Source organism: Clavibacter lycopersici (assembly GCF_003576405.1).
GTDB classification, from domain to species: Bacteria; Actinomycetota; Actinomycetes; order Actinomycetales; family Microbacteriaceae; genus Clavibacter; species Clavibacter lycopersici.
Genome location: NZ_QWGT01000001.1, coordinates 23,216 through 44,477, shown reverse-complemented (window position 1 = coordinate 44,477; position 21,262 = coordinate 23,216). Strand labels below are relative to the sequence as shown.

Genomic DNA, 21,262 nt, shown 5'->3' with positions numbered 1-21,262 from the left:
GACACCGCTCCGGCCGGGCGCACGGGGGGCCCTCAGCGGTCGCCGTCCCTGTCGACCGTCCCTGTCGACCGTCCCGCGAGGGTCCGGGGCCGAGTCGGGCCGACGGCGAGGTGGACCGGCCGGGTCGACGCATCGCGGCCGACGACGGCCTCGGGGATCAGAAGGGCAGGAGCGGGTCGATGCCGACCGCGAGGAAGAGCAGCGAGAGGTACGAGATGGACGCGTGGAAGACGCGCATCGGCTTGATGGGCTCGTGCCGCACCGCCAGGTCGTACAGGCGGTGCGTCTCGTAGACGAACCAGCCGCCGCCAGCCAAGGCCGCGAGCGTGTAGACGAGGCCCATGCCGGCGACCGGGATGAGCAGCAGGGAGCAGGCGAGCGTGGCCCAGGCGTACAGGATCGTCTGCAGACCGACGGCGGCGCGCCCGCGCACTACGGCGAGCATCGGCACGTTGACGGACGCGTAGTCGTCGCGGTACTTCATGGACAGCGGCCAGTAGTGCGGCGGGGTCCAGAGGAAGACGATCATGAAGAGGATCACGGGCGCCCAGGAGATGTCCCCCGTGACGGCGGCCCAGCCGATGAGGACCGGCATGCAGCCCGCGGCCCCGCCCCAGACGATGTTCTGCGGCGTGCGGCGCTTCAGCCACAGCGTGTAGACGAAGACGTAGAAGAGGATGGCGGCGAGCGAGAGCGCCGCGGCCAGCCAGTTGGAGATGACCCCGAGCCAGATGATGCTGGCGACGCCGATGATCCACGCGAAGACGAGGGCCTCGCGATCCGTGAGCTCCCCCGTCACCAGGGGCCTGCGCTGCGTGCGCTTCATGACGCGGTCGATGTCGCGGTCGATGTAGCAGTTGAAGGCGTTGGCGCTGCCGGCGCTGAGCGTGCCGCCGACGAGGACGCCGAGGATCAGCCACGGGTTCGGCCACCCGCCCTGGGCGAGGATCATGACGGGCGCGGTGGTCACGAGCAGGAGCTCGATGACGCGCGGCTTCGTCAGTGCGACGTACGCCTTGGTCTTCCTCGCCACGCCGATCGTCTCCCGATCGACCCGACTCTGCACCGCAACGTTCATCGCACCTCTAACTCGCCGGACATTCCCTCCCCATGGTAGGCCACCGCCCCTGCGAGCCGAGCCGACCGGGGGCGTCCGGGCGGGCTCGGAACACCGAGGACCAGGTGGGTGTTCCATATACTGATAGGCGGTCCGGCTGGGCCTCCCCCATCTTCAGAAGGGCTAGAACCAAGTGGCAGCATTGCAATGGGACCCCATCGACAGCAAGGCGGTCGACACCGCACGGATCCTCGCCGCGGACGCGGTCGAGAAGGTCGGAAACGGTCACCCCGGCACCGCCATGAGCCTGGCCCCGGCGGCCTACCTCCTGTTCCAGAAGGTCATGCGCCGCGACCCCTCCGACAGCACGTGGATCGGTCGCGACCGGTTCATCCTCTCGGTGGGCCACAGCTCGCTGACGCAGTACACGCAGTTCTTCCTCGGCGGCTACGGCCTCGAGATCGAGGACCTCCAGGCCCTCCGCACGTGGGACTCCAAGACCCCGGGTCACCCGGAGTACGGCCACACCGACGGCGTCGAGATCACCACGGGCCCGCTCGGCCAGGGCCTCGCCTCCTCCGTGGGCTTCGCCTACGCCGCCCGCTACGAGCGCGGCCTGTTCGACCCGGAGACGCCCGCGGGCGAGAGCCCCTTCGACCACTTCGTGTACGTCATCGCCGGCGACGGCGACATGCAGGAGGGCATCACCTCCGAGGCCTCCTCCCTCGCGGGGCACCAGGAGCTCGGCAACCTCATCGCGATCTACGACAGCAACCAGATCTCGATCGAGGACGACACCGACATCGCCTTCACCGAGGACGTCGCCGCGCGCTACGAGGCCTACGGCTGGCACGTGCAGCACGTCGACTGGAAGAAGACCGGCGAGTACGTCGAGGACGTCCAGGAGCTGTTCGACGCCGTCGAGGCCGCCAAGGCCGAGACGCGCAAGCCGTCGCTCATCATCCTCAAGACGATCATCGGCTGGCCCTCCCCGAAGAAGCAGAACTCGGGCAAGATCCACGGATCGGCGCTCGGCGCCGAGGAGCTCGCGGCCGTCAAGCAGATCGTCGGCTTCGACCCCGAGAAGAGCTTCGAGGTGCCGGACGGCGTCCTCGAGCACACCCGGCAGGCGATCGAGCGCGGCCAGCAGCAGCACCGCGAGTGGGACGAGAAGCTCGCCGCGTGGGCCGAGGCGAACCCCGAGCGCAAGACGCTGCTCGACCGCGTCCTCGCCGGCGACGCCCCGGAGGGCCTCGACGAGGCGCTCCCGGTGTTCGCCGCGGGCAAGGACGTCTCGACGCGCGCCGCGTCCGGCAAGGTCATCAACGCCATCGCCGAGGTCATGCCCGAGCTGTGGGGCGGCTCCGCCGACCTCGCCGAGTCGAACAACACGACCATCGAGTCGGCGCCGTCCTTCGTTCCCGCCGAGCGTTCGACCGACATGTGGAAGGGCGACCCCTACGGCCGCGTGCTCCACTTCGGCATCCGCGAGCACGCCATGGGCGCGATCCTCAACGGCATCGTCCTCCACGGCAACACGCGCCCCTTCGGCGGCACGTTCCTCATCTTCAGCGACTACATGCGCCCGGCGGTCCGTCTCGCCGCGCTCATGAAGGCGCCGTCGATCTTCGTCTGGACGCACGACTCGGTCGCCCTCGGCGGCGACGGGCCGACGCACCAGCCGGTGGAGCAGCTCGCCAGCCTCCGCGCCATCCCGGGCCTCGACGTCATCCGCCCCGCGGACGCCAACGAGACCGCGCAGGCGTGGAAGACGATCCTCACCCGCCGCATGGGCCCCGCGGGCCTGGCGCTGTCGCGCCAGAACCTCCCGGTCCTGGAGCGCGGCGCGGGCGAGGCGACGGCCACCGAGTACGCCTCGGCCGCCGGTGTCGCCAAGGGCGCCTACATCCTCGCCGACACCGAGGGCACCCCCGACGTGATCCTCATCGCCACGGGCTCCGAGGTCCAGTTCGCCGTCGAGGCCCGCGACGCCCTCGCTGCCGAGGGCGTCCAGGCCCGCGTGGTCAGCGCCCCGAGCCTCGAGTGGTTCGAGGAGCAGGACGCGGCGTACAAGGAGCACGTGCTCCCCGAGGCGGTCGCCGCGCGCGTCTCCGTCGAGGCGGGCATCTCGCTCTCCTGGAAGCAGTACGTCGGGCACCACGGCCGCAGCATCTCGATCGAGCACTTCGGCGCCAGCGCCGAGTACGAGGTCCTGTACCGCGAGTTCGGCATCACCACGGAGGCCGTCGTGAAGGCGGCCAAGGAGTCCATCGCCTCCCTCTAGAAGCTGACGAGGAGCGGGGCGGCCGAGCTGCTCCGCTCCCCGCCGGCCCGCCGACCGGCACGTCCGGTCGGGACCAGGGAGGAGCGCACGACGCGTGCGCTCCTCCCCCACCGAACCTCACAACCAGCATGGAGAAGGCAACATGACCGACACCACTTCCCCCACCGCGCAGCTCTCCGCCGCGGGCGTCAGCATCTGGCTCGACGACCTGTCCCGCGAGCGCATCGACGCCAAGGGCATCGAGAAGGTGATCGCCGAGCGCGACGTCGTCGGCATCACGACGAACCCCACGATCTTCGCCTCGGCCCTCGCCAAGGGCGAGGCCTACGACGCCCAGGTCCGCGAGCTCGCGGCCGACGGCGCCGACGTCGACCGCGCGGTCTTCGAGATCACCACCCGCGACGTCGGCGAGGCCGCGCGCATCTTCCGCCCCGTGTACGACCGCACCGCCGGCTTCGACGGCCGCGTCTCCATCGAGGTCTCCCCCGACTTCGCGAACGAGACGCAGGCCACCATCGACGAGGCCCACAAGCTGTGGGACAAGATCGCCGAGCCGAACGTCATGATCAAGATCCCCGCGACCCGCGAGGGCCTCGAGGCGATCACCGAGGTCATCGGCGCCGGCATCAGCGTCAACGTCACGCTCATCTTCTCGCTCGAGCGCTACCGCGAGGTCATCAACGCGTACCTCACCGGCCTCGAGAAGGCCAAGGCCGCGGGCATCGACCTGTCGACCATCCACTCGGTCGCCTCGTTCTTCGTGTCGCGCGTCGACACCGAGATCGACAAGCGCCTCGACGCGATCGGCACCGACGAGGCCACCGCGCTCAAGAGCAAGGCCGGCGTCGCCAACGCGCAGCTCGCCTACCAGGCGTTCGAGCAGTCCTTCGCGTCCGAGCGGGCCCAGGGCCTCCTCGGCGCTGGCGCCAACAAGCAGCGCCCCCTGTGGGCCTCGACGGGCGTCAAGAGCCCGGACCTGCCCGACACGCTCTACGTCACGCAGCTCGTCGCCGCGGACGTCGTCAACACGATGCCGGAGAAGACGCTCGACGCGACCTTCGACCACGGCGTCATCGAGGGCGACACCATCACCGGCTCCTACGACGCCGCGAACGAGGTGCTGAACAAGGTCGACGAGCTCGGCATCTCCTACAAGGAGGTCACGGAGCTCCTCGAGTCCGAGGGCGTCGAGAAGTTCAAGGTGTCGTGGAACGAGCTCATCGAGACGGTCACGACCGCGCTGGACGGCGCCAAGTGAGCGTGCGCATCGCGCTGAGCGGCGCGGCGGCCACGGCCGTCGAGACCCACGTCCCCGCGCTCGTGGAGGCGCACGTCGCGTCCGGGATCACCGGGCTCGACGGGACCCTGTGGGGTCCCGACGCCGAGTCGGAGGCGACGAAGCGCCTCGGATGGACGCAGGCGGTCTCCGTATCGCGTCCCATGGTCGCCGAGATCACGGCGCTCCGCGAGGAGCTCCGCGGCCAGGGCGTCGACCACATCGTCCTCGGCGGCATGGGCGGATCCTCGCTCGCCCCCGAGGTCATCACCCGCACCGCGGGCGTCGAGCTCACCGTGCTCGACTCGACCGACCCCGGCCAGGTGCTCGCCGCCCTCGGCGACCGCCTCGCCAGCACCGCGGTCGTCATCTCCTCCAAGTCGGGGTCCACCCTCGAGACCGACAGCCAGAAGCGCGTCTACGAGAAGTCGTTCCGCGACGCGGGCATCGACCCGACCTCGCGCATCGTCATCGTGACGGACCCGGGCTCCCCGCTCGACGAGTCCGCCCGCGCCGACGGCTACCGCGTGTTCAACGCGGACCCCGACGTGGGCGGCCGCTACAGCGCGCTGACCGCGTTCGGCCTGGTCCCGTCAGGCCTCGCCGGGGCCGACATCGGCGGCCTGCTCGACGAGGCGGAGGCCGCGTCCGCGCAGCTCGCCGTCGACGACGTGTCGAACCCGGGCCTCGTGCTCGGCGCCGCGATCGCCGGCACGTCGCCGCTGAAGGACAAGCTCGGCATCGTCTCCGACGGCACGCACATCGTGGGCTTCGGCGACTGGGTCGAGCAGCTCATCGCGGAGTCGACCGGCAAGCTCGGCACGGGCCTGCTGCCCGTCGTGCTGCCGACCGACGCCCCCGAGCTCGGCCGCGGCCTCGCCGACCTGCAGATCGCGCGGCTCGTCGCCGACGTCGACGCGCACGACGCGGCAGAGGGCGAGATCGTCATCAGCGGGACTCTCGGCGCGCAGATCCTCACGTGGGAGTACGCCGTCGCGGTCGCGGGCCGCCTGCTCGAGATCAACCCGTTCGACCAGCCCGACGTGGAGGCCGCCAAGGTCGCCGCGCGCGGCCTGCTCGACGACCGCCCCGCGCCCCAGGAGCCCGTCGTCACGACGGACGGCATCGAGGTCCGCGGCACGAGCGACGTCACCGACGGCGCCACCGATGTGTCCTCCGCCATCGACGCCCTGCTCGCGCAGGTCGGACCCACGGGCTACGTCGCCGTGCAGGCCTTCGTCGACCGCCTCGCGCTCCCCGAGCTCGAGCGCCTCCGCGACGCCGTCGCCCGCAAGGTCGGCCGCCCGGTCACGTTCGGCTGGGGGCCCCGGTTCCTGCACTCCACGGGGCAGTTCCACAAGGGCGGCACCCCCGTCGGCGTGTTCCTGCAGATCACCGCGGACGCCTCCGAGGACCTCGCGATCCCCGACCGCCCCTTCACCTTCGGCGAGCTCATCCAGGCCCAGGCCGCCGGCGACGCCACCGTGCTCGCCGAGCACGGCCGTCCGGTCCTGCGCCTGAACCTCACCGACCCCACCACGGACGCCCGGGCCCTGCTCTCGACGCTCGAATGACCGCATCGCCGGATCCGTCCGGCAGATCGAGGAGTTACATGTCGCCGGTGGAAATCACCCCGGAATTCAATCCCCTGCGGATCCCGTCGGATCGTCGACTGAACCGCATCGCGGGGCCGAGCAGCCTCATCATCTTCGGCGTGACGGGTGACCTGTCGCGCAAGAAGCTGATGCCGGCCGTCTACGACCTCGCCAACCGGGGGCTCCTGCCCCCCGGCTTCGCGCTCATCGGCTTCGCCCGGAGGGACTGGGAGGACCAGGACTTCGAGCAGGTCGTGTACGAGGCCGTCAAGCAGTACTCGCGCACCAAGTTCGACGAGGACGTCTGGCGCCAGCTGGCCCAGGGCATCCGCTTCGTGCAGGGCACCTTCGACGACGACGAGGCGTTCCAGACGCTGAAGGACATCACCGAGGAGCTCGACCGCGAGCGGGGCACGATGGGCAACCACGCGTTCTACCTGTCGATCCCGCCGAAGTCCTTCCCGCTGGTCACCGAGCAGCTCCGCCGCTCGGGCCTCGCGGACCAGAAGGAGGGCCACTGGCGCCGGGTCGTCATCGAGAAGCCCTTCGGCAGCGACCTCAAGACGGCCCGTGAGCTGAACGCGGTGGTCGAGTCGGTCTTCCCGCCGGACTCGGTGTTCCGCATCGACCACTACCTGGGCAAGGAGACGGTCCAGAACATCCTGGCGTTGCGCTTCGCGAACCAGCTCTACGAGCCCCTGTGGAACGCCAACTACGTCGACCACGTGCAGATCACCATGGCCGAGGACATCGGCGTGGGCGGTCGTGCCGGGTACTACGACGGCATCGGCGCGGCGCGCGACGTCATCCAGAACCACCTCCTGCAGCTCCTCGCCCTCACGGCCATGGAGGAGCCCGTCGCGTTCGACGCGTCGAGCCTCCGGGACGAGAAGGAGAAGGTGCTGTCCGCGGTGCGACTGCCGAAGGACCTCTCGACCGCCACGGCCCGCGGGCAGTACGCCGGCGGCTGGCAGGGCGGTGAGGAGGTCGTGGGCTTCCTCGACGAGGACGGCATGGACCCCGAGTCCCTGACCGAGACCTACGCCGCCATGCGCCTGGACATCAACACGCGCCGTTGGTCGGGCGTGCCGTTCTACCTGCGGGCGGGCAAGCGCCTCGGCCGCCGCGTGACGGAGATCGCGGTCGTGTTCAAGCGCGCGCCGCAGAACCTGTTCGCGGAGGACCAGACGTCGGCTCTCGGGCAGAACGCGCTCGTGATCCGGGTGCAGCCCGACGAGGGCGTCACCATCCGCTTCGGCTCCAAGGTGCCGGGCGCGGGCATGCAGGTGCGCGACGTCACCATGGACTTCGGCTACGGCCACGCCTTCACCGAGGCGAGCCCGGAGGCGTACGAGCGACTCATCCTCGATGTGCTGCTCGGCGACCCGCCGCTCTTCCCCCGCCACCAGGAGGTCGAGCTGAGCTGGAAGATCCTGGATCCCATCGAAGAATTCTGGCGCACGCAGGGCCAGCCCGAGCAGTACCGTCCGGGCACCTGGGGGCCGGCCTCGGCCGACGAGCTCCTCGCCCGCGACGGACGGACCTGGAGGCGGCCATGAGAGTCGATCTGCCGAACACCACCACCGCCAAGATCTCGAAGGCGCTCGTCAAGATCCGCGAGGAGGGCGGCGCCGTCGCCCTAGGCCGCGTCCTGACGCTCGTGATCTCCACCTCGCTCGGCAGCGAGGAGGAGGCCATCGAGGCCGCCAACGACGCGTCGCGCGAGCACCCCATGCGCGTCATCGTGATCTCGACCGAGCGCGGAGCCGCCCGGGAGACGACAACCGAGACGGCCCGGGTCGACGCCGAGATCCGCGTGGGCGGCGACGCCGGCGCGAGCGAGGTCGTCGTGCTCCGCGTGTACGGCGCGGCCGCCGAGGACGAGGAGAGCCTGGTCACGGGCCTCCTGCTGCCCGACGCACCGGTCGTCGCCTGGTGGCCGCACGACGCCCCAGCGGTCGTCAGCCAGTCGCCGCTCGGCCGCATCGCGCAGCGCCGCATCACGGACTCGTCCACGAGCAGCAACCCGCGCGTCGCCCTGCAGCACCTGGCGGAGACGTACGCCCCCGGCGACACGGACTTCGCCTGGACGCGCCTCACGCTGTGGCGCGCGCTGCTCGCCGCCGTGCTCGACCAGCCGCCGTACGAGCCCGTCACGAAGGTGGAGGTGTCCGGCGCGGCCGACTCCCCCTCCACCGTGCTGCTCGCCGCGTGGCTGGGACTGCAGCTGCAGGTGCCGGTGCTGCACGAGGTCACCACGCGGGCCACCGGCTCGAGCGGGATCCACGGCGTGCGCCTCCACCGCGCGTCGGGCGTCATCGACCTCGACCGCCCCATCGCCAACGTGGCGACGCTCAAGCAGCCGAACCAGCCGACGCACGATGTGAGCCTCCCCCGCCGGAGCCTCCGCGACTGCCTGGCCGAGGAGCTGCGGCGCCTCGACCCCGACTCGCTCTACGGGGACGTGATCCGTCACGGTCTCGAGCAGGCGACCGCCGGCCACGGGTACATCACCGCGTCCACCACCGCACGGAAGGACTCGGGAGACCGATGACGAACGACCGCAGGGTGCTCGTGCACCCCGACAAGAAGGCCATGACCGGCTCCGTCGCCGCGCGCTTCCTCACGAAGCTCGTCGACATCCTGGACGAGGAGGAGACGGCCAACGTCGTCCTCACCGGGGGGACGGTCGGCCCGAGCATCCTCGCGGCCGTCAACGAGTCCGCGGCGCGCGACAGCGTCGACTGGACCCGCGTCCACTTCTGGTTCGGCGACGAGCGGTGGCTGCCCCAGGGCGACCCCGAGCGGAACGACACCACGGTGCGCACGGCCCTGCTCGACCACATCGACCTGCCCGCGGAGAACGTCCACGCCATGGGCGCGAGCGATGCAGGGCAGACGCTGGATGAGGCCGTCGCGGCGTACACCGCCGAGCTCGCGGAGCACGCCAACGGCGACACCTCGCTCCCCCGCTTCGACATCACGTTCCTCGGCGTCGGGCCGGACGGACACGTGGCGTCGCTGTTCCCGGACAGCGAGGGCATCCGCACGATGGACACTGCGGTGATCCCGGTGCGCAACTCGCCGAAGCCCCCGCCGGAGCGCATCTCCCTGACCCTGCCTGTGCTGAACTCGTCGCTGCGCATCTGGATGGTGCTGGCGGGGCCGGACAAGGCGTTCGCTCTCGGGCTCGCGCTGGCAGGCGCCGACCGCACCGAGGTGCCCGTCGCGGGCATCAAGGGGCGCAAGCGCACCGTGTTCTTCATCGACCGCGAGGCCGCGGCGGACGTGCCGGAGAACCTGATGCTGTCGACGTACTGACCCGGGTGCCGGCGAGAGTCGGCGCACGGCACGAAGGGCGGTCCTCCGGGGCTGCCCTTCGTCGTCCGCGACGACCGCCGCGGGCCGACGCGCCTCGTCCTCCGAGCTGCCAGCCCGGCTGGCGCGGTTCCGCGAGACGCGAGAACGCCCCCGTCCTTCTGGACGGGGGCGTTCTGGCGTCGTGCGGGTGGGCCTACTTGGTGGCCTTGACCGTGCCGCGGCGGGCGCGGAGCTGCTCCAGCGCCTCCTCGAGGAGCTGGCTCGCCTCCTCCTCGCTGCGGCGCTCCTTCACGTACGCGAGGTGCGTCTTGTACGGCTCGAGCTTGGCGACCGACGGCGGGTTGGCCTTGTCGCGCCCTGCCGGGAGACCCGACTGCGGGGAGTCGATGGTCGCGGGGATCTCCTCCTCGGGCAGGTTCGCCGCGAAGTGACGGACGGTCTCGTTGCCGAGGGCGTCCCAGTACGAGATCGAGATGCGCTCCGCGTGGAAGCCTCGGTCCTGCTCGCCCATGGGGCCCGCGCCGACGCGCGAACCGCGGATGGCGCTTCCTCCTGATGCCATGTGGCTGCTCCCTACAATCCGGTGTCGAACTTGGTGATCAGCCCGAGGACCACGATGCACGTGACCCAGACGAGGCCGAGGATGACGGTGATGCGGTTCAGGTTCCGCTCGGCCACGCCGGACGAGCCGAGGCTCGACGTCGTGCCGCCCCCGAACATGTCGGACAGACCGCCGCCCCGCCCCTTGTGCAGGAGGATGAGCATGGTCAGCAGGAGGCTGGTGATTCCCAGAACCACCTGCAGGACTACCTGGAGGATTTCCACGTGCGGCCTTTCGGGTGCGCGGTGCTGTGGCCGAGACCGACCGTTGGACGGCCGATGGGCCGTTGTCGATTATAGCGGGCGGCTGGGTGCGCCGAACCGCCCGCGCCCGGATGGACGCGAGCGGCTCGAGGGAGCGCGGTGGATCAGACGCCGACGTGCGAGCGGAACCGCGCGATCGCGGAGAACTCCTGCACGTCGAGGCTGGCGCCGCCGACGAGGGCCCCGTCGACGTCCGGCTCGCGGAGGAAGCCCGCGATGTTGCCGGACTTGACCGAGCCGCCGTAGAGGATCCGCGTGGCCTTCGCCGCCTCGTCGCCGAGGAGCTCGGCGACGACCGCGCGGAGCGGGGCGGCGACCTGCTGCGCCTGCTCGGGCGTGGCAGCCTGGCCGGACCCGATGGCCCAGACGGGCTCGTAGGCGACGACCACGTCGGCGCCCTTCGGGAGCCCCCCGAGCGCGACGCGCAGCTGGGCCACGGGGACGGCGCTGGCGCCGTGCTCCTCGAGGTCGGCCGCGGTCTCGCCCACGCAGATCACCGGCACGATGCCCTGCTTCACGGCGGCGGCCGACTTCGCGGCCACCTGCTCATCGGTCTCGCCGTGCAGCGTGCGCCGCTCGGAGTGGCCGACGATGACGTACCTGCAGGCGAGCTGCGCCAGGAACGCCGCCGAGATCTCTCCCGTGTACGCGCCGGACTCGTGCTCGGAGACGTCCTGGGCGCCGTAGGCCAGCTCGAGCTTGTCGGCCGAGACGAGCGTCTGCACGCTGCGGATGTCGGTGGCCGGCGGGAACACCGCGACCTCCGCCTCCTGGTAGTCGTGCTTCGCGTCCTTGAGGCTCCACGCGAGCTTCTGCACGAAGGCGATGGCCTGGAGGTGATCCAGGTTCATCTTCCAGTTGCCCGCGATGAGGGGCGTGCGCCCCTGCGGGCGATCGGTCACTGCCATCCGAGGACCTCCAGTCCCGGCAGGCGCTTCCCCTCGAGGAACTCGAGGCTCGCGCCGCCTCCGGTCGAGATGTGACCGAAGCGGTCATCATCGAATCCGAGCGCGCGGACCGCGGAGGCGCTGTCGCCGCCGCCGACCACGGAGAGCCCCTCGACGCGCGTGAGCGCCTCGGCGACCGTCTTCGTGCCGGCCGCGAACGGCTCCAGCTCGAAGACGCCCATGGGGCCGTTCCAGAACACCGTCGTGGAGCCGCGGATGATGGTCGCGAACGCGTCGGCGGTCTCGGGGCCGATGTCGAGCCCGAGCCCCTTCGCGCCCGCGGGGGTCTGCTCGATCGCGTCGGCCCGGGTGACCTCGTGCGCGGCGTCGGCGGAGAACCCGTCGGCCACGACCACGTCGGTGGGGAGCACGATCTTCACTCCGCGCTCCTCGGCCTCGGCCAGGTAGCCCTTGACGGTCTCGATCTGGTCCTCCTCGAGGAGGCTGGCACCCACCTCGTGGCCCTGGGCCTTGAGGAACGTGAACAGCATCCCGCCGCCGATGAGCAGCGAGTCGACGCGCGGCAGCAGATGCCCGATCACGCCGAGCTTGTCCGACACCTTGGATCCGCCGAGGACGACCGTGTAGGGACGCTCCGGGTTCTCCGTCAGCCGGTCGAGGACCTCGAGCTCGCTCGCGATGAGCGACCCGGCGGCGCTGGGGAGCGCCGACGCGAGCTCGAACACGCTCGCCTGCTTCCGATGCACGACGCCGAAGCCGTCGGACACGAACGCGTCTCCCAGCTCGGCGACGGCCTCGGCGAAGCCACCGCGCACGTCCTCGTCCTTGCTCGTCTCCTCCGCGTGGAAGCGGAGGTTCTCGAGCACGACCACGTCGCCGTCGGTGAGTGCCTCGACGGCCGCGTGGGCGGAGTCGCCGACGGTGTCGGTCGCGAACGCGACCTCCTCGCCGAGCAGCTCGCCGAGGCGGGCCGCCACGGGGCGCAGGCTGTACTTCTGGTCGGGCGTGCCGTCGGGACGGCCGAGGTGGGAGATCACGACGACGCGGGCACCCGCCTCGCGGAGACCCGCGAGGGTCCCCAGCGAGGCGCGGATGCGTCCGTCGTCACCGATCACGCCGTCCTTCAGGGGGACGTTGAGGTCGCAGCGCACGATGACGCGACGGCCCCGGAGATCCCCCAGGGAGTCGATGGTGCGGAGAGCCACGGCCGGTTACAGGCGATCTGCGACGTACTCGGTGAGGTCGACGAGGCGGTTGGAGTAGCCCCACTCGTTGTCGTACCACGACGCGACCTTGACCTGGTTGCCGATGACCTTGGTGAGGCCGGCGTCGAAGATCGAGGAGTGCGGGTCGTTGACGATGTCGCTCGAGACGATGGGGTCCTCGGTGTACTTGAGGATGCCCTTGAGGGGGCCGTCGGCCGCGGCCTTGTACGCGGCGTTGACCTGCTCGACCGTGACGTTCGCCGTGGTCTCGATGGTGAGGTCGGTGATCGAGCCGGTGGGCACGGGCACGCGGAGGGCGTAGCCGTCGAGCTTGCCGACGAGCTCCGGGATCACGAGGCCGAGCGCCTTCGCGGCACCCGTCGACGTGGGGATGATGTTGACCGCGGCGGCGCGCGCGCGACGGAGGTCGCTGTGCGGGCCGTCCTGCAGGTTCTGGTCGGCCGTGTAGGCGTGGACCGTCGTCATGAGGCCGCGCTCGATGCCGAACTCGTCGAGGAAGACCTTCGCGAGGGGTGCGAGGCAGTTCGTGGTGCACGACGCGTTGGAGATGACGTCGTGGGTCGCGGGGTCGTAGGTGCCCTCGTTGACGCCGAGGACCAGGGTCGCGACGTTGTCGCCCGTGGCGGGCGCGGAGACGAGGACCTTCTTGGCGCCGGCGGTGATGTGCTTGCGCGCGTCCTCGGCCTTGGTGAAGCGGCCGGTCGACTCGATGACGATCTCGACGCCGAGCTCGCCCCAGGGGAGGTTCGCGGGGTCGCGCTCCTCGAGGACGCGGATCGCCTTGCCGTTGACGATGATGTTGTCGCCGTCCAGCTCGACGGTCGCGTCGAGGCGGCCCGTGATGGAGTCGTACTTGAGCAGGTGCGCGAGAGCCTTGTTGTCGGTGAGGTCGTTCACCGCGACGATCTCGATGTCGCTGCCCTTGGCGAGCGCTGCGCGGAAGTAGTTGCGGCCGATGCGGCCGAAGCCGTTGATGCCGATCTTGACGGTCACGTGTTCTCCTGTTGTTCTGCGCGCTCGGGGGCGGCGGTGGGTGGTGGAGGTTCGGGTGCGCGGGAGTCCTGGCGTGCGGGATCCGCGGGCGGCCGGGGTCTCCCCGCCGGCCGCCCGCGGATGCGGCTACGAGAGGAGGAAGAGGCCCTGCGTCTTGGTGCGGGCGGCCTCGAAGCGCGCCTGCACGTCGGCCCAGTTGACGATGTTCCAGAACGCCTTGACGTAGTCGGCCTTGACGTTGACGTAGTCGAGGTAGAAGGCGTGCTCCCACATGTCGAGCAGCAGGATCGGCACCGTCGCCGCGGCGAGGTTGCCCTGGTGGTCGTACAGCTGCTCGATGATGAGCTTCTGGCCGAGCGAGTCCCACGCGAGGATGCTCCATCCGGAGCCCTGGATGCCGAGGGCGGACGCGGTGAAGTGCGCCTGGAACTTCTCGTACGAGCCGAAGAACTCGTCGATGGCCGCGGCGAGCTCGCCGGTGGGCTTGTCGCCGCCGTCCGGGCTGAGGTTGTTCCAGAACACCGTGTGGTTGACGTGGCCCGCGAGGTTGAACGCGAGGTCCTTCTGCAGCTTGTTGACGAAGGTCAGGTCGCCAGCGTCGCGCGCCTCCTGCAGCTTGACGAGGGCGGTGTTCGCGCCGTCGACGTAGGTCTTGTGGTGCTTGTCGTGGTGCAGCTCCATGATGCGGCCGCTGATGCTCGGCTCGAGGGCCGAGTAGTCGTACGGGAGGTCGACGAGAGTGTAGTCAGCCATAGGTGTATCTCCTCTTCATTGCCCGGGGGCTCCCGGCCTGAGGCCGGGGGTGGGTGACGGATCGAGTCTAGTCCGGCGGCCCTCCGCGCCACCTGGCCGGATGACGCCCGGCGTCCGCCGGATGACCGGGCGCCGCGGGAGGCGTCCGGCGTCGGCGTGGGCTCGGCGGATCAGACGTCGTCGAGGTCGGCGGGCAGGTTCGCGTCGGTGCCGGGCAGGCCCTCGTCGACGGCCTTCTTGTCGGCCATGGCGAGGAGGCGGCGGATGCGGCCGGCCACGGCGTCCTTCGTCATGGGCGGGTCGGCGTGGTGGCCCAGCTCGTCGAGGCTGGAGTCGCGGAAGCGCAGGCGCAGGTCGCCCGCGTACTTGAGGTGCTCGGGGATGTCCGGGCCGAGGATCTCCATGGCGCGCTCGACGCGCGCGCACGCGGCGACGGCGGCCTGGGCGGAGCGGCGCAGGTTCGCGTCGTCGAAGTTGACGAGGCGGTTCGCGGTGGCGCGCACCTCGCGGCGCTGGCGCATCTCCTCCCAGTTCACGACCGTGCCCTGCGCGCCCATGACCCGCAGCATCTGGCCGATGGCGTCGCCGTCGCGGATGACGACGCGGTGGACGCCGCGGACCTCGCGCGCCTTGGCGCTGACGTCGAGGCGGCCTGCCGCGCCGACGAGCGCCATGGCGGCCTCGTTGCCGGGGCAGGTGACCTCGAGCGCGGCCGAGCGACCGGGATCCGTGAGCGTGCCCGCGGCGAGGAACGCGCCGCGCCAGACGGCCGCGATCTCCTCGCGGGAGCCCGTGGTGAGGCGGTTCGGCAGGCCGCGGATGGGGCGGCGGCGCGCGTCGAGCAGGCCGGTCTGGCGGGCGAGCGTCTCGCCGCCCTCCATGACCCGGACCAGGTAGTGGGTGGCGCGGCGCATGCCGGATGCGGGGATGACGGAGATGTCGCTGCGCACCCCGTAGAGCTCGGCGAGGTCCTTGCGGACGCGGCGCGCGAGGAGCGGCGTGTCCAGCTCGGACTCGACGGCGATGCGGTTCGAGATGAGGTGCAGACCGCCGGAGAAGCGGAGGATGGTGGCCAGCTCGGCAGCCCTCACCGTGGTCTTGCTGACCTCGACGCGTGACAGTTCTTCCTTGACGTCCGAGGTCAGAGGCAAATGCTTACTCCCTTGATGAGATGGGTGCCCTACTCCCGGCCGAGGTCGCGGTGCTTGGTGCTGACAGCGACGCCGGGAAGGGCGCGGAGGAGGCTGGAGAGCTCCTCGGCGACGGCTACCGAGCGGTGCTTGCCGCCGGTACAGCCGATAGCGATCGTAGCGTGTCTCTTGTTCTCCCGCTGATACCCCGCGAGCACCGGCGCGAGCGCCTTGGCGTACGCGTGGACGAACTCCTCGGCGCCCTCCTGGCCCAGCACGTACTCGCTGACGGCCTTGTCCCGGCCGGTGAGCGGGCGCAGCTCCGGGGTCCAGAACGGGTTGGGGAGGAAGCGCATGTCCGCCACCATGTCGGCGTCAGCGGGCGTGCCGTACTTGAAGCCGAAGCTCATGACGGTGACGCGCACGCCCGCGTCGTCGGCGCCGCTGAACTGCTCGGTGATGGTCGTGGCGAGCTGGTGAATGTTGAGCTCGGACGTGTCGATGACGAGGTCGCTGGCCTCGCGGATCTCGATCATGCGCGCGCGCTCGGCCGCGATGCCGTCGAGGAGCGTGCCGTTGCCCTGCAGCGGGTGCGGGCGGCGCACCTGCTCGAAGCGCCGCACGAGCGCCGCATCGGTGGCCTCGAGGAAGAGGACCCGCAGCCGAGGGCCCGTGCCGAAGGTCTGCAGGATGTCGCGGAGCTCCGAGAAGAAGTCGCCGCCACGGACGTCGACGACGGCCGCGATCTTCGGCAGCGAGGTGCCGGCGCGGCCGGCCAGCTCGACGAGCGGCTTGAGCATCTGCGGCGGGAGGTTGTCGACGACGTACCAGCCGAGGTCCTCCAGCGCGTTGCCGACGGTGGAGCGGCCCGCGCCGGACATCCCCGTCACGATCATGACGTCCTGCTGGGGGATCTCCACGCTCATGCGGGCATGCACCTCTCGTCGTGCGGGTCGATGGGTCCGAGTCTAGGCGGGACCCCCGACGGGGATCCCGGTGACGCTCACGTGCGCAGGCGCTCGTAGACAGCCTGCGCGAGCGTCGGGCCGATGGTGCGGACCGCGGCGATCTCCTCGACCTCGGCCTGCTTCAGCTTCGCGACGGATCCGAACTGCTGCAGCAGCCGCTGCACGCGCGACGGCCCGAGCCCCGGGATCTCGTTGAGCACCGACGTGATGTCGCGCTTGCGGCGGGCCCGCTGGTGCGTGATGGCGAAGCGGTGGGCCTCGTCGCGGATGCGCTGGATGAGGAAGAGCGCGTCGCTGTTGCGCGGCAGGATGATCGGGTAGTCGGAGTCCGGCAGCCAGATCTCCTCGAGGCGCTTCGCGATGCCCGCCAGCTGGATCCCGGTGACGCCCGACTCCTCCAGCGCCCGCTGGGCGGCGGCGACCTGCGGCTGCCCGCCGTCGACGATGAGCAGGTTCGGGCTGTAGGAGAACTTGTTCACGGGCGGCGCCTCGCCGAGCTCGGGCGGAGCGGCGTCGGCCGGTACCTCCGCCTCCTTGCCCAGGTAGGCGAGCCGGCGGGTGATGACCTGATGGATCGACTCGGTGTCGTCCGTGGAGTCGGCGATGTTGAAGCGGCGGTACTGGTCCTTGCGCGGCAGGCCGTCCTCGAAGACGACCATGGACGCGACGATGTTGGTGCCGCTGAGGTGCGACACGTCGTAGCACTCCATCCGCAGCGGCGCGTCGGGCATGCCGAGCGCCTCCTGGATGTCGGCGAGGGCCTTCGACCGCGTGGTGAAGTCGGAGCTGCGGCGCGTCTTGTAGAGCATGAGCGCGTTCTGCGCGTTGGTGGCGGCGGTGTGCGCGAGCGCGGCCTTGTCGCCGCGCTGGGCCACCCGGAGGTCGACCTGCCACGAGCTCGGGCGACCGCGGCGCACGGTGCCGTCGTCCTCCCCCGCGGCGCGGCGCTGGCTGAGCCACAGCTCGAGCTCGGCGGCGTCGGCGGGCAGCTCGGGCACGAGGACCTCGCGGGGAGGGTGCGCCTCGTCCTCGTAGGCGTTGTGCAGGACCGTCTCGACCAGCTCGCCGATCCCGATGTCGAGCTCCTTGTCGACCACCCAGGTGCGCGTGCCGCGGATGCGGCCGCCGCGGACCATGAACTGCTGGACGGCGGCCGCGAGCTCGTCTGCGGCGATGCCGAAGACGTCCGCGTCCACCCGGTCGTCGAACACGACCGCGGTCTTGGAGAGGGCGGCCTCGAGCGCGCCGATGTCGTCGCGGTGCCGGGCGGCGGCCTCGTAGTCCATCTCGGCGGCGGCGTCCTTCATCCGCTGCGTGAGCTGGCCCACGTACTTCGAGTCGTTGCCCGCCATGAAGCTCACGAAGTCGTCCGCGATCTCGCGGTGCTCCTCCTCCGAGACGCGGCCGACGCACGGGGCCGCGCAGCGGCCGATGTCGCCGAGCAGGCACGGGCGGTTCGTCTGCCGCGCGCGCTTGAAGGTGCTCTCCGAGCAGGACCGCATCGGGAACACCTTGAGCAGGTGGTCGACCGTCTCGCGGATGGCCCAGACCTTCGTGTACGGGCCGAAGTACTTGGCGCCGCGGATCTTGCGGTTGCGGGTGACCATGACCCGCGGGTAGTCCTCGCCGAGCGTGACCGCCAGGTACGGGTACGACTTGTCGTCGCGGAACTTGACGTTGAAGGGCGGGTCGAACTCCTTGATCCACGTGAACTCGAGTTGGAGCGCCTCGAACTCGCTGCCGACCACGGTCCACTCGACGCCGGCCGCGGAGGTGACCATGCGCCGGGTGCGCTCGTGCAGGCTCTCCAGCGGCGCGAAGTAGTTCGCGAGCCGGGCGCGCAGGTTGTTCGCCTTGCCCACGTAGAGCACGCGGTCCGCGGCGTCGCGGAAGCGGTAGACGCCCGGCGACGTGGGGATCTCCCCGGCCGCCGGACGGTAACCGACGGTGTCGGTGCGGGCCATCAGCCGGCCGCGCGCTCCTCGCGCGCACGCTGGGACTCGATCGCCGCCGCCTCGGCCTCGGCGTCGAGGACCTCCTTGAGGAAGCCGCCCGTGTAGCTCTCCGGCACGGTGGCCAGGTGCTCGGGCGTGCCGGTGGCGAGCACCGTGCCGCCGCCCGCGCCGCCCTCGGGACCCATGTCGATGAGCCAGTCGGCCGACTTGATGACGTCGAGGTTGTGCTCGATGACGATGACGGTGTTGCCCTTGTCGACCAGCCCGTTGAGCACGAGGAGGAGCTTCCGCACGTCCTCGAAGTGGAGGCCCGTGGTCGGCTCGTCGAGCACGTAGATGCTCCGGCCGTTCGACCGCCGCTGGAGCTCGGTCGACAGCTTGACGCGCTGCGCCTCGCCGCCGGACAGGGTCGTGGCGCTCTGGCCGAGCCGCACGTATCCGAGGCCCACGTCGACGAGCGTCTTCATGAACCGGTGGATCGCCTGGATCGGCTCGAAGAACTCGGCCGCCTCGCTGATGGACATGTCGAGCACCTCGGCGATGCTCTTGCCCTTGTAGTGCACGCTGAGGGTGTCGCGGTTGTACCGCGCTCCCCCGCAGACCTCGCAGGCTACGTACACGTCGGGCAGGAAGTTCATCTCGATCTTGATGGTGCCGTCGCCCGAGCACGCCTCGCAGCGCCCGCCCTTGACGTTGAAGCTGAAGCGGCCGGGGAGGTACCCGCGGGCCTTGGCCTCTGTGGTCTCGGCGAACAGGTTGCGGATCCGGTCGAACACGCCCGTGTAGGTGGCCGGGTTGGACCGCGGGGTGCGGCCGATGGGGTTCTGGTCGACGTGCACGACCTTGTCGAGGTTCTCGAGGCCCGTGACACGCGAGTGCTTGCCCGGCACCTTGCGGGCGCCGTTGAGCTCGTTGGCGAGCACGCGGTAGAGGATGTCGTTCACGAGCGACGACTTGCCGGATCCGCTGACGCCCGTGACGGCCGTGAGGGTGCCGAGCGGGAACGCAGCGGTGACGTTCTGCAGGTTGTTGGCGCGGGCGCCGACCACCTGGATCTGCCGCTTCCGGTCGATCTTCCGGCGCTTCGTGGGCGTCGCTATGGAGCGCCGGCCGGCGAGGTAGTCCCCCGTGAGCGACTCGCGGTTCTCGATGAGGCCCTCGTAGGAGCCCGAGTGCACCACCTTGCCGCCGTTGACGCCGGCGCCCGGGCCGATGTCGACGATCCAGTCGGCGGTGCGGATGGTGTCCTCGTCGTGCTCGACGACGATGAGGGTGTTGCCGAGGTCGCGCAGCTTCACGAGCGTCTCGATGAGGCGGCGGTTGTCGCGCTGGTGCAGGCCGATGGACGGCTCGTCCAGCACGTACAGCACACCGGTGAGACCCGAGCCGATCTGCGTGGCCAGGCGGATGCGCTGCGCCTCACCACCCGAGAGCGACGCGGCCGCCCGCGCGAGGTTGAGGTAGTTGAGGCCGACCTCGATGAGGAACTCGAGGCGCACGCGGATCTCCCGGAGCACCTGCGCGGCGATGTGCGCCTCGCGGTCGGTGAGCTCGAGCTGCGCCATGAACTCCTGCGCGTCGGAGAGGCTCATCTCGGCGACGTCGGCGATGTTCGCGCCGTGCACGAGGACCGCGAGGACCTCGGGCTTCAGGCGCTTGCCGTCGCACACGGGGCACGGGATCTCGCGGAGGTACTCGCCCCAGCGCGCCCGTTGGTTGTCGGTCTCGGCCTGCGCGAACTGGCGCTCGATGTAGGGCATGACGCCCTCGAAGCCCGAGGAGTACGTCATCTCACGGCCGTAGCGGTTCTTCCACTTGACCTGCACCTCGAAGTCGTTGCCCCGGAGGACGGCCTCGCGGACCTCCTCGGAGAGCTTCCGCCACGGCGTCGTGAGGGAGAACTTGAGGTCGCGCGCGAGGCCCGCGAGCAGCTTCTCGTAGTACTGGAAGAGGCCCTTGCCCTGCGTGGTCCACGGGAGGATGACGCCGTCGGCGATGCTCAGCGACTCGTCGCCGATGAGGAGCTCCTGGTCCACCGACATGCGGGTGCCGAGGCCCGAGCACTCGGGGCACGCGCCGAAGGGCGCGTTGAACGAGAACGTGCGCGGCTCGATCTCGGTGAGCTGGATGGGGTGGTTGTTCGGGCAGGACAGCTTCTCGGAGTACGTGCGCAGGCCGCCCGGGCCATCGACGTCGACGAAGTCGATCATGACGATGCCGTCCGTGAGGCGGAGCGCCGTCTCGAGCGAGTCCGTCAGCCGGCCGAGGATGTCGTCGCTCGCGACGAGGCGGTCGACCACGACCGAGATGTCGTGCTTGTACTGCTTCTTGAGCTTGGGCGGCGAGCTGAGCTGGATGAGCTCCCCGTCGACGATGGCCCGCGAGTAGCCGCCGGACGCGAGCTCCGCGAACAGGTCGACGAACTCGCCCTTCTTCTGCGACACGATGGGGCTGACGACCTGGTACCTGGTGCCCGTCTCCAGCTCCATGAGCTGGTCGGCGATCTGCTGCACGGTCTGGCGCGAGATGCGCTCCCCGCACACGGGGCAGTGGGCCACGCCGATGCGCGCCCAGAGCAGGCGCATGTAGTCGAAGATCTCGGTGATGGTGCCGACCGTGGATCGCGGGTTGCGGTTCGTGGACTTCTGGTCGATGGAGACCGCGGGGCTCAGGCCCTCGATGAAGTCGACGTCCGGCCGGTCGACCTGGCCGAGGAACTGACGGGCGTACGCGGAGAGCGACTCGACGTAGCGGCGCTGGCCCTCCGCGAAGATCGTGTCGAACGCGAGGGACGACTTGCCGGACCCCGACAGGCCCGTGAAGACGACGAGGGAGTCGCGCGGGATGTCGAGGTCGACGTCGCGGAGGTTGTGGACGCGAGCACCGCGGACGCTGAGGAGGGAGGAGGACTCGACGGGGGAGATTGACACCC

The 21,262-nt window shown here is 70.5% G+C and carries 17 protein-coding genes; 6 read left to right on the top strand and 11 right to left on the bottom strand.

What is annotated here, in order from left to right; genetic code table 11:
* Window positions 1-157: 157 nt before the first annotated feature.
* Window positions 158-1,078, bottom strand: a complete 921-nt coding sequence (locus DZG00_RS00175) for a heme o synthase (RefSeq protein ID WP_119381003.1) — start codon at window positions 1,076-1,078, stop codon at window positions 158-160.
* Window positions 1,079-1,250: 172 nt separating this feature from the next.
* On the opposite strand from DZG00_RS00175, the gene tkt reads away from it, so the two are divergent.
* From tkt to pgl, 6 genes are all read left to right on the top strand, one after another.
* Complete coding sequence (gene tkt / locus DZG00_RS00170) at window positions 1,251-3,341, top strand: transketolase (protein WP_119381004.1); 2,091 nt, start codon at window positions 1,251-1,253, stop codon at window positions 3,339-3,341.
* Between the two features lie 142 nt (window positions 3,342-3,483).
* Window positions 3,484-4,599: a transaldolase gene (gene tal / locus DZG00_RS00165; RefSeq protein ID WP_119381005.1), complete on the top strand. Its 1,116-nt coding sequence runs from the start codon at window positions 3,484-3,486 to the stop codon at window positions 4,597-4,599.
* Window positions 4,596-6,191: a glucose-6-phosphate isomerase gene (locus DZG00_RS00160; protein WP_119381006.1), complete on the top strand. Its 1,596-nt coding sequence runs from the start codon at window positions 4,596-4,598 to the stop codon at window positions 6,189-6,191. Before tal ends, DZG00_RS00160 begins: the two co-directional genes overlap by 4 nt.
* A 38-nt stretch (window positions 6,192-6,229) precedes the next feature.
* Complete coding sequence (zwf, locus tag DZG00_RS00155) at window positions 6,230-7,771, top strand: glucose-6-phosphate dehydrogenase (RefSeq protein ID WP_119381007.1); 1,542 nt, start codon at window positions 6,230-6,232, stop codon at window positions 7,769-7,771.
* Window positions 7,768-8,766, top strand: coding sequence for a glucose-6-phosphate dehydrogenase assembly protein OpcA (locus DZG00_RS00150; protein WP_119381008.1), 999 nt, complete (start codon window positions 7,768-7,770; stop codon window positions 8,764-8,766). Before zwf ends, DZG00_RS00150 begins: the two co-directional genes overlap by 4 nt.
* Entirely contained in the window at window positions 8,763-9,533 is a 771-nt protein-coding gene (gene pgl / locus DZG00_RS00145) for a 6-phosphogluconolactonase (protein WP_119381009.1), read from the top strand. Before DZG00_RS00150 ends, pgl begins: the two co-directional genes overlap by 4 nt.
* 193 nt (window positions 9,534-9,726) lie before the next feature.
* Here pgl and DZG00_RS00140 read toward each other — a convergent pair whose 3' ends face one another.
* The 10 genes from DZG00_RS00140 to uvrA form a co-directional block, all read right to left on the bottom strand.
* Window positions 9,727-10,095 carry an RNA polymerase-binding protein RbpA gene (locus DZG00_RS00140; protein WP_043669577.1) on the bottom strand — a complete coding sequence of 123 codons (369 nt, stop codon included), beginning with the start codon at window positions 10,093-10,095 and terminating at the stop codon, window positions 9,727-9,729.
* Window positions 10,096-10,106: 11 nt separating this feature from the next.
* The gene (gene secG, locus DZG00_RS00135; RefSeq protein WP_012038429.1) at window positions 10,107-10,358 is read right to left on the bottom strand and encodes a preprotein translocase subunit SecG; all 252 of its coding nucleotides are present in this window, start codon (window positions 10,356-10,358) and stop codon (window positions 10,107-10,109) included.
* A gap of 143 nt (window positions 10,359-10,501) precedes the next feature.
* Window positions 10,502-11,305 (bottom strand): triose-phosphate isomerase, encoded by an 804-nt coding sequence (gene tpiA / locus DZG00_RS00130; RefSeq protein WP_119381010.1) that lies wholly within the window; start codon window positions 11,303-11,305, stop codon window positions 10,502-10,504.
* On the bottom strand, window positions 11,296-12,510 hold the full coding sequence (locus DZG00_RS00125; RefSeq protein ID WP_119381011.1) for a phosphoglycerate kinase: 1,215 nt from the start codon (window positions 12,508-12,510) through the stop codon (window positions 11,296-11,298). Before DZG00_RS00125 ends, tpiA begins: the two co-directional genes overlap by 10 nt.
* A gap of 6 nt (window positions 12,511-12,516) precedes the next feature.
* A complete protein-coding gene (gap, locus tag DZG00_RS00120) occupies window positions 12,517-13,524 on the bottom strand; it encodes a type I glyceraldehyde-3-phosphate dehydrogenase (protein WP_119381012.1) in 1,008 nt (335 codons plus the stop codon).
* Window positions 13,525-13,650: 126 nt separating this feature from the next.
* Window positions 13,651-14,277 carry a superoxide dismutase gene (locus DZG00_RS00115; RefSeq protein WP_086513553.1) on the bottom strand — a complete coding sequence of 209 codons (627 nt, stop codon included), beginning with the start codon at window positions 14,275-14,277 and terminating at the stop codon, window positions 13,651-13,653.
* A 170-nt stretch (window positions 14,278-14,447) separates the two neighbouring features.
* Window positions 14,448-15,428: a DNA-binding protein WhiA gene (whiA, locus tag DZG00_RS00110; RefSeq protein ID WP_012038434.1), complete on the bottom strand. Its 981-nt coding sequence runs from the start codon at window positions 15,426-15,428 to the stop codon at window positions 14,448-14,450.
* Between the two features lie 29 nt (window positions 15,429-15,457).
* Window positions 15,458-16,333, bottom strand: a complete 876-nt coding sequence (gene rapZ / locus DZG00_RS00105; protein ID WP_119381013.1) for an RNase adapter RapZ — start codon at window positions 16,331-16,333, stop codon at window positions 15,458-15,460.
* Window positions 16,334-16,410: 77 nt separating this feature from the next.
* Complete coding sequence (gene uvrC, locus DZG00_RS00100) at window positions 16,411-18,339, bottom strand: excinuclease ABC subunit UvrC (RefSeq protein ID WP_119381014.1); 1,929 nt, start codon at window positions 18,337-18,339, stop codon at window positions 16,411-16,413.
* Window positions 18,339-21,260, bottom strand: coding sequence for an excinuclease ABC subunit UvrA (uvrA, locus tag DZG00_RS00095; RefSeq protein ID WP_119381015.1), 2,922 nt, complete (start codon window positions 21,258-21,260; stop codon window positions 18,339-18,341). The genes uvrC and uvrA overlap by 1 nt, the downstream gene beginning before the upstream one ends.
* Window positions 21,261-21,262 lie beyond the last annotated feature (2 nt).

What these genes read in the sequence shown, in the direction of transcription:
- tpiA (WP_119381010.1), bottom strand. Translation starts at nt 11,305, where the DNA reads ATGGCAGTGACCGATCGCCCGCAGGGGCGCACGCCCCTCATCGCGGGC.
- DZG00_RS00150 (WP_119381008.1), top strand. Translation starts at nt 7,768, where the DNA reads ATGAGAGTCGATCTGCCGAACACCACCACCGCCAAGATCTCGAAGGCG.
- pgl (WP_119381009.1), top strand. Translation starts at nt 8,763, where the DNA reads ATGACGAACGACCGCAGGGTGCTCGTGCACCCCGACAAGAAGGCCATG.
- uvrC (WP_119381014.1), bottom strand. Translation starts at nt 18,339, where the DNA reads ATGGCCCGCACCGACACCGTCGGTTACCGTCCGGCGGCCGGGGAGATC.
- DZG00_RS00140 (WP_043669577.1), bottom strand. Translation starts at nt 10,095, where the DNA reads ATGGCATCAGGAGGAAGCGCCATCCGCGGTTCGCGCGTCGGCGCGGGC.
- rapZ (WP_119381013.1), bottom strand. Translation starts at nt 16,333, where the DNA reads ATGAGCGTGGAGATCCCCCAGCAGGACGTCATGATCGTGACGGGGATG.
- tal (WP_119381005.1), top strand. Translation starts at nt 3,484, where the DNA reads ATGACCGACACCACTTCCCCCACCGCGCAGCTCTCCGCCGCGGGCGTC.
- zwf (WP_119381007.1), top strand. Translation starts at nt 6,230, where the DNA reads ATGTCGCCGGTGGAAATCACCCCGGAATTCAATCCCCTGCGGATCCCG.
- DZG00_RS00175 (WP_119381003.1), bottom strand. Translation starts at nt 1,078, where the DNA reads ATGAACGTTGCGGTGCAGAGTCGGGTCGATCGGGAGACGATCGGCGTG.
- DZG00_RS00115 (WP_086513553.1), bottom strand. Translation starts at nt 14,277, where the DNA reads ATGGCTGACTACACTCTCGTCGACCTCCCGTACGACTACTCGGCCCTC.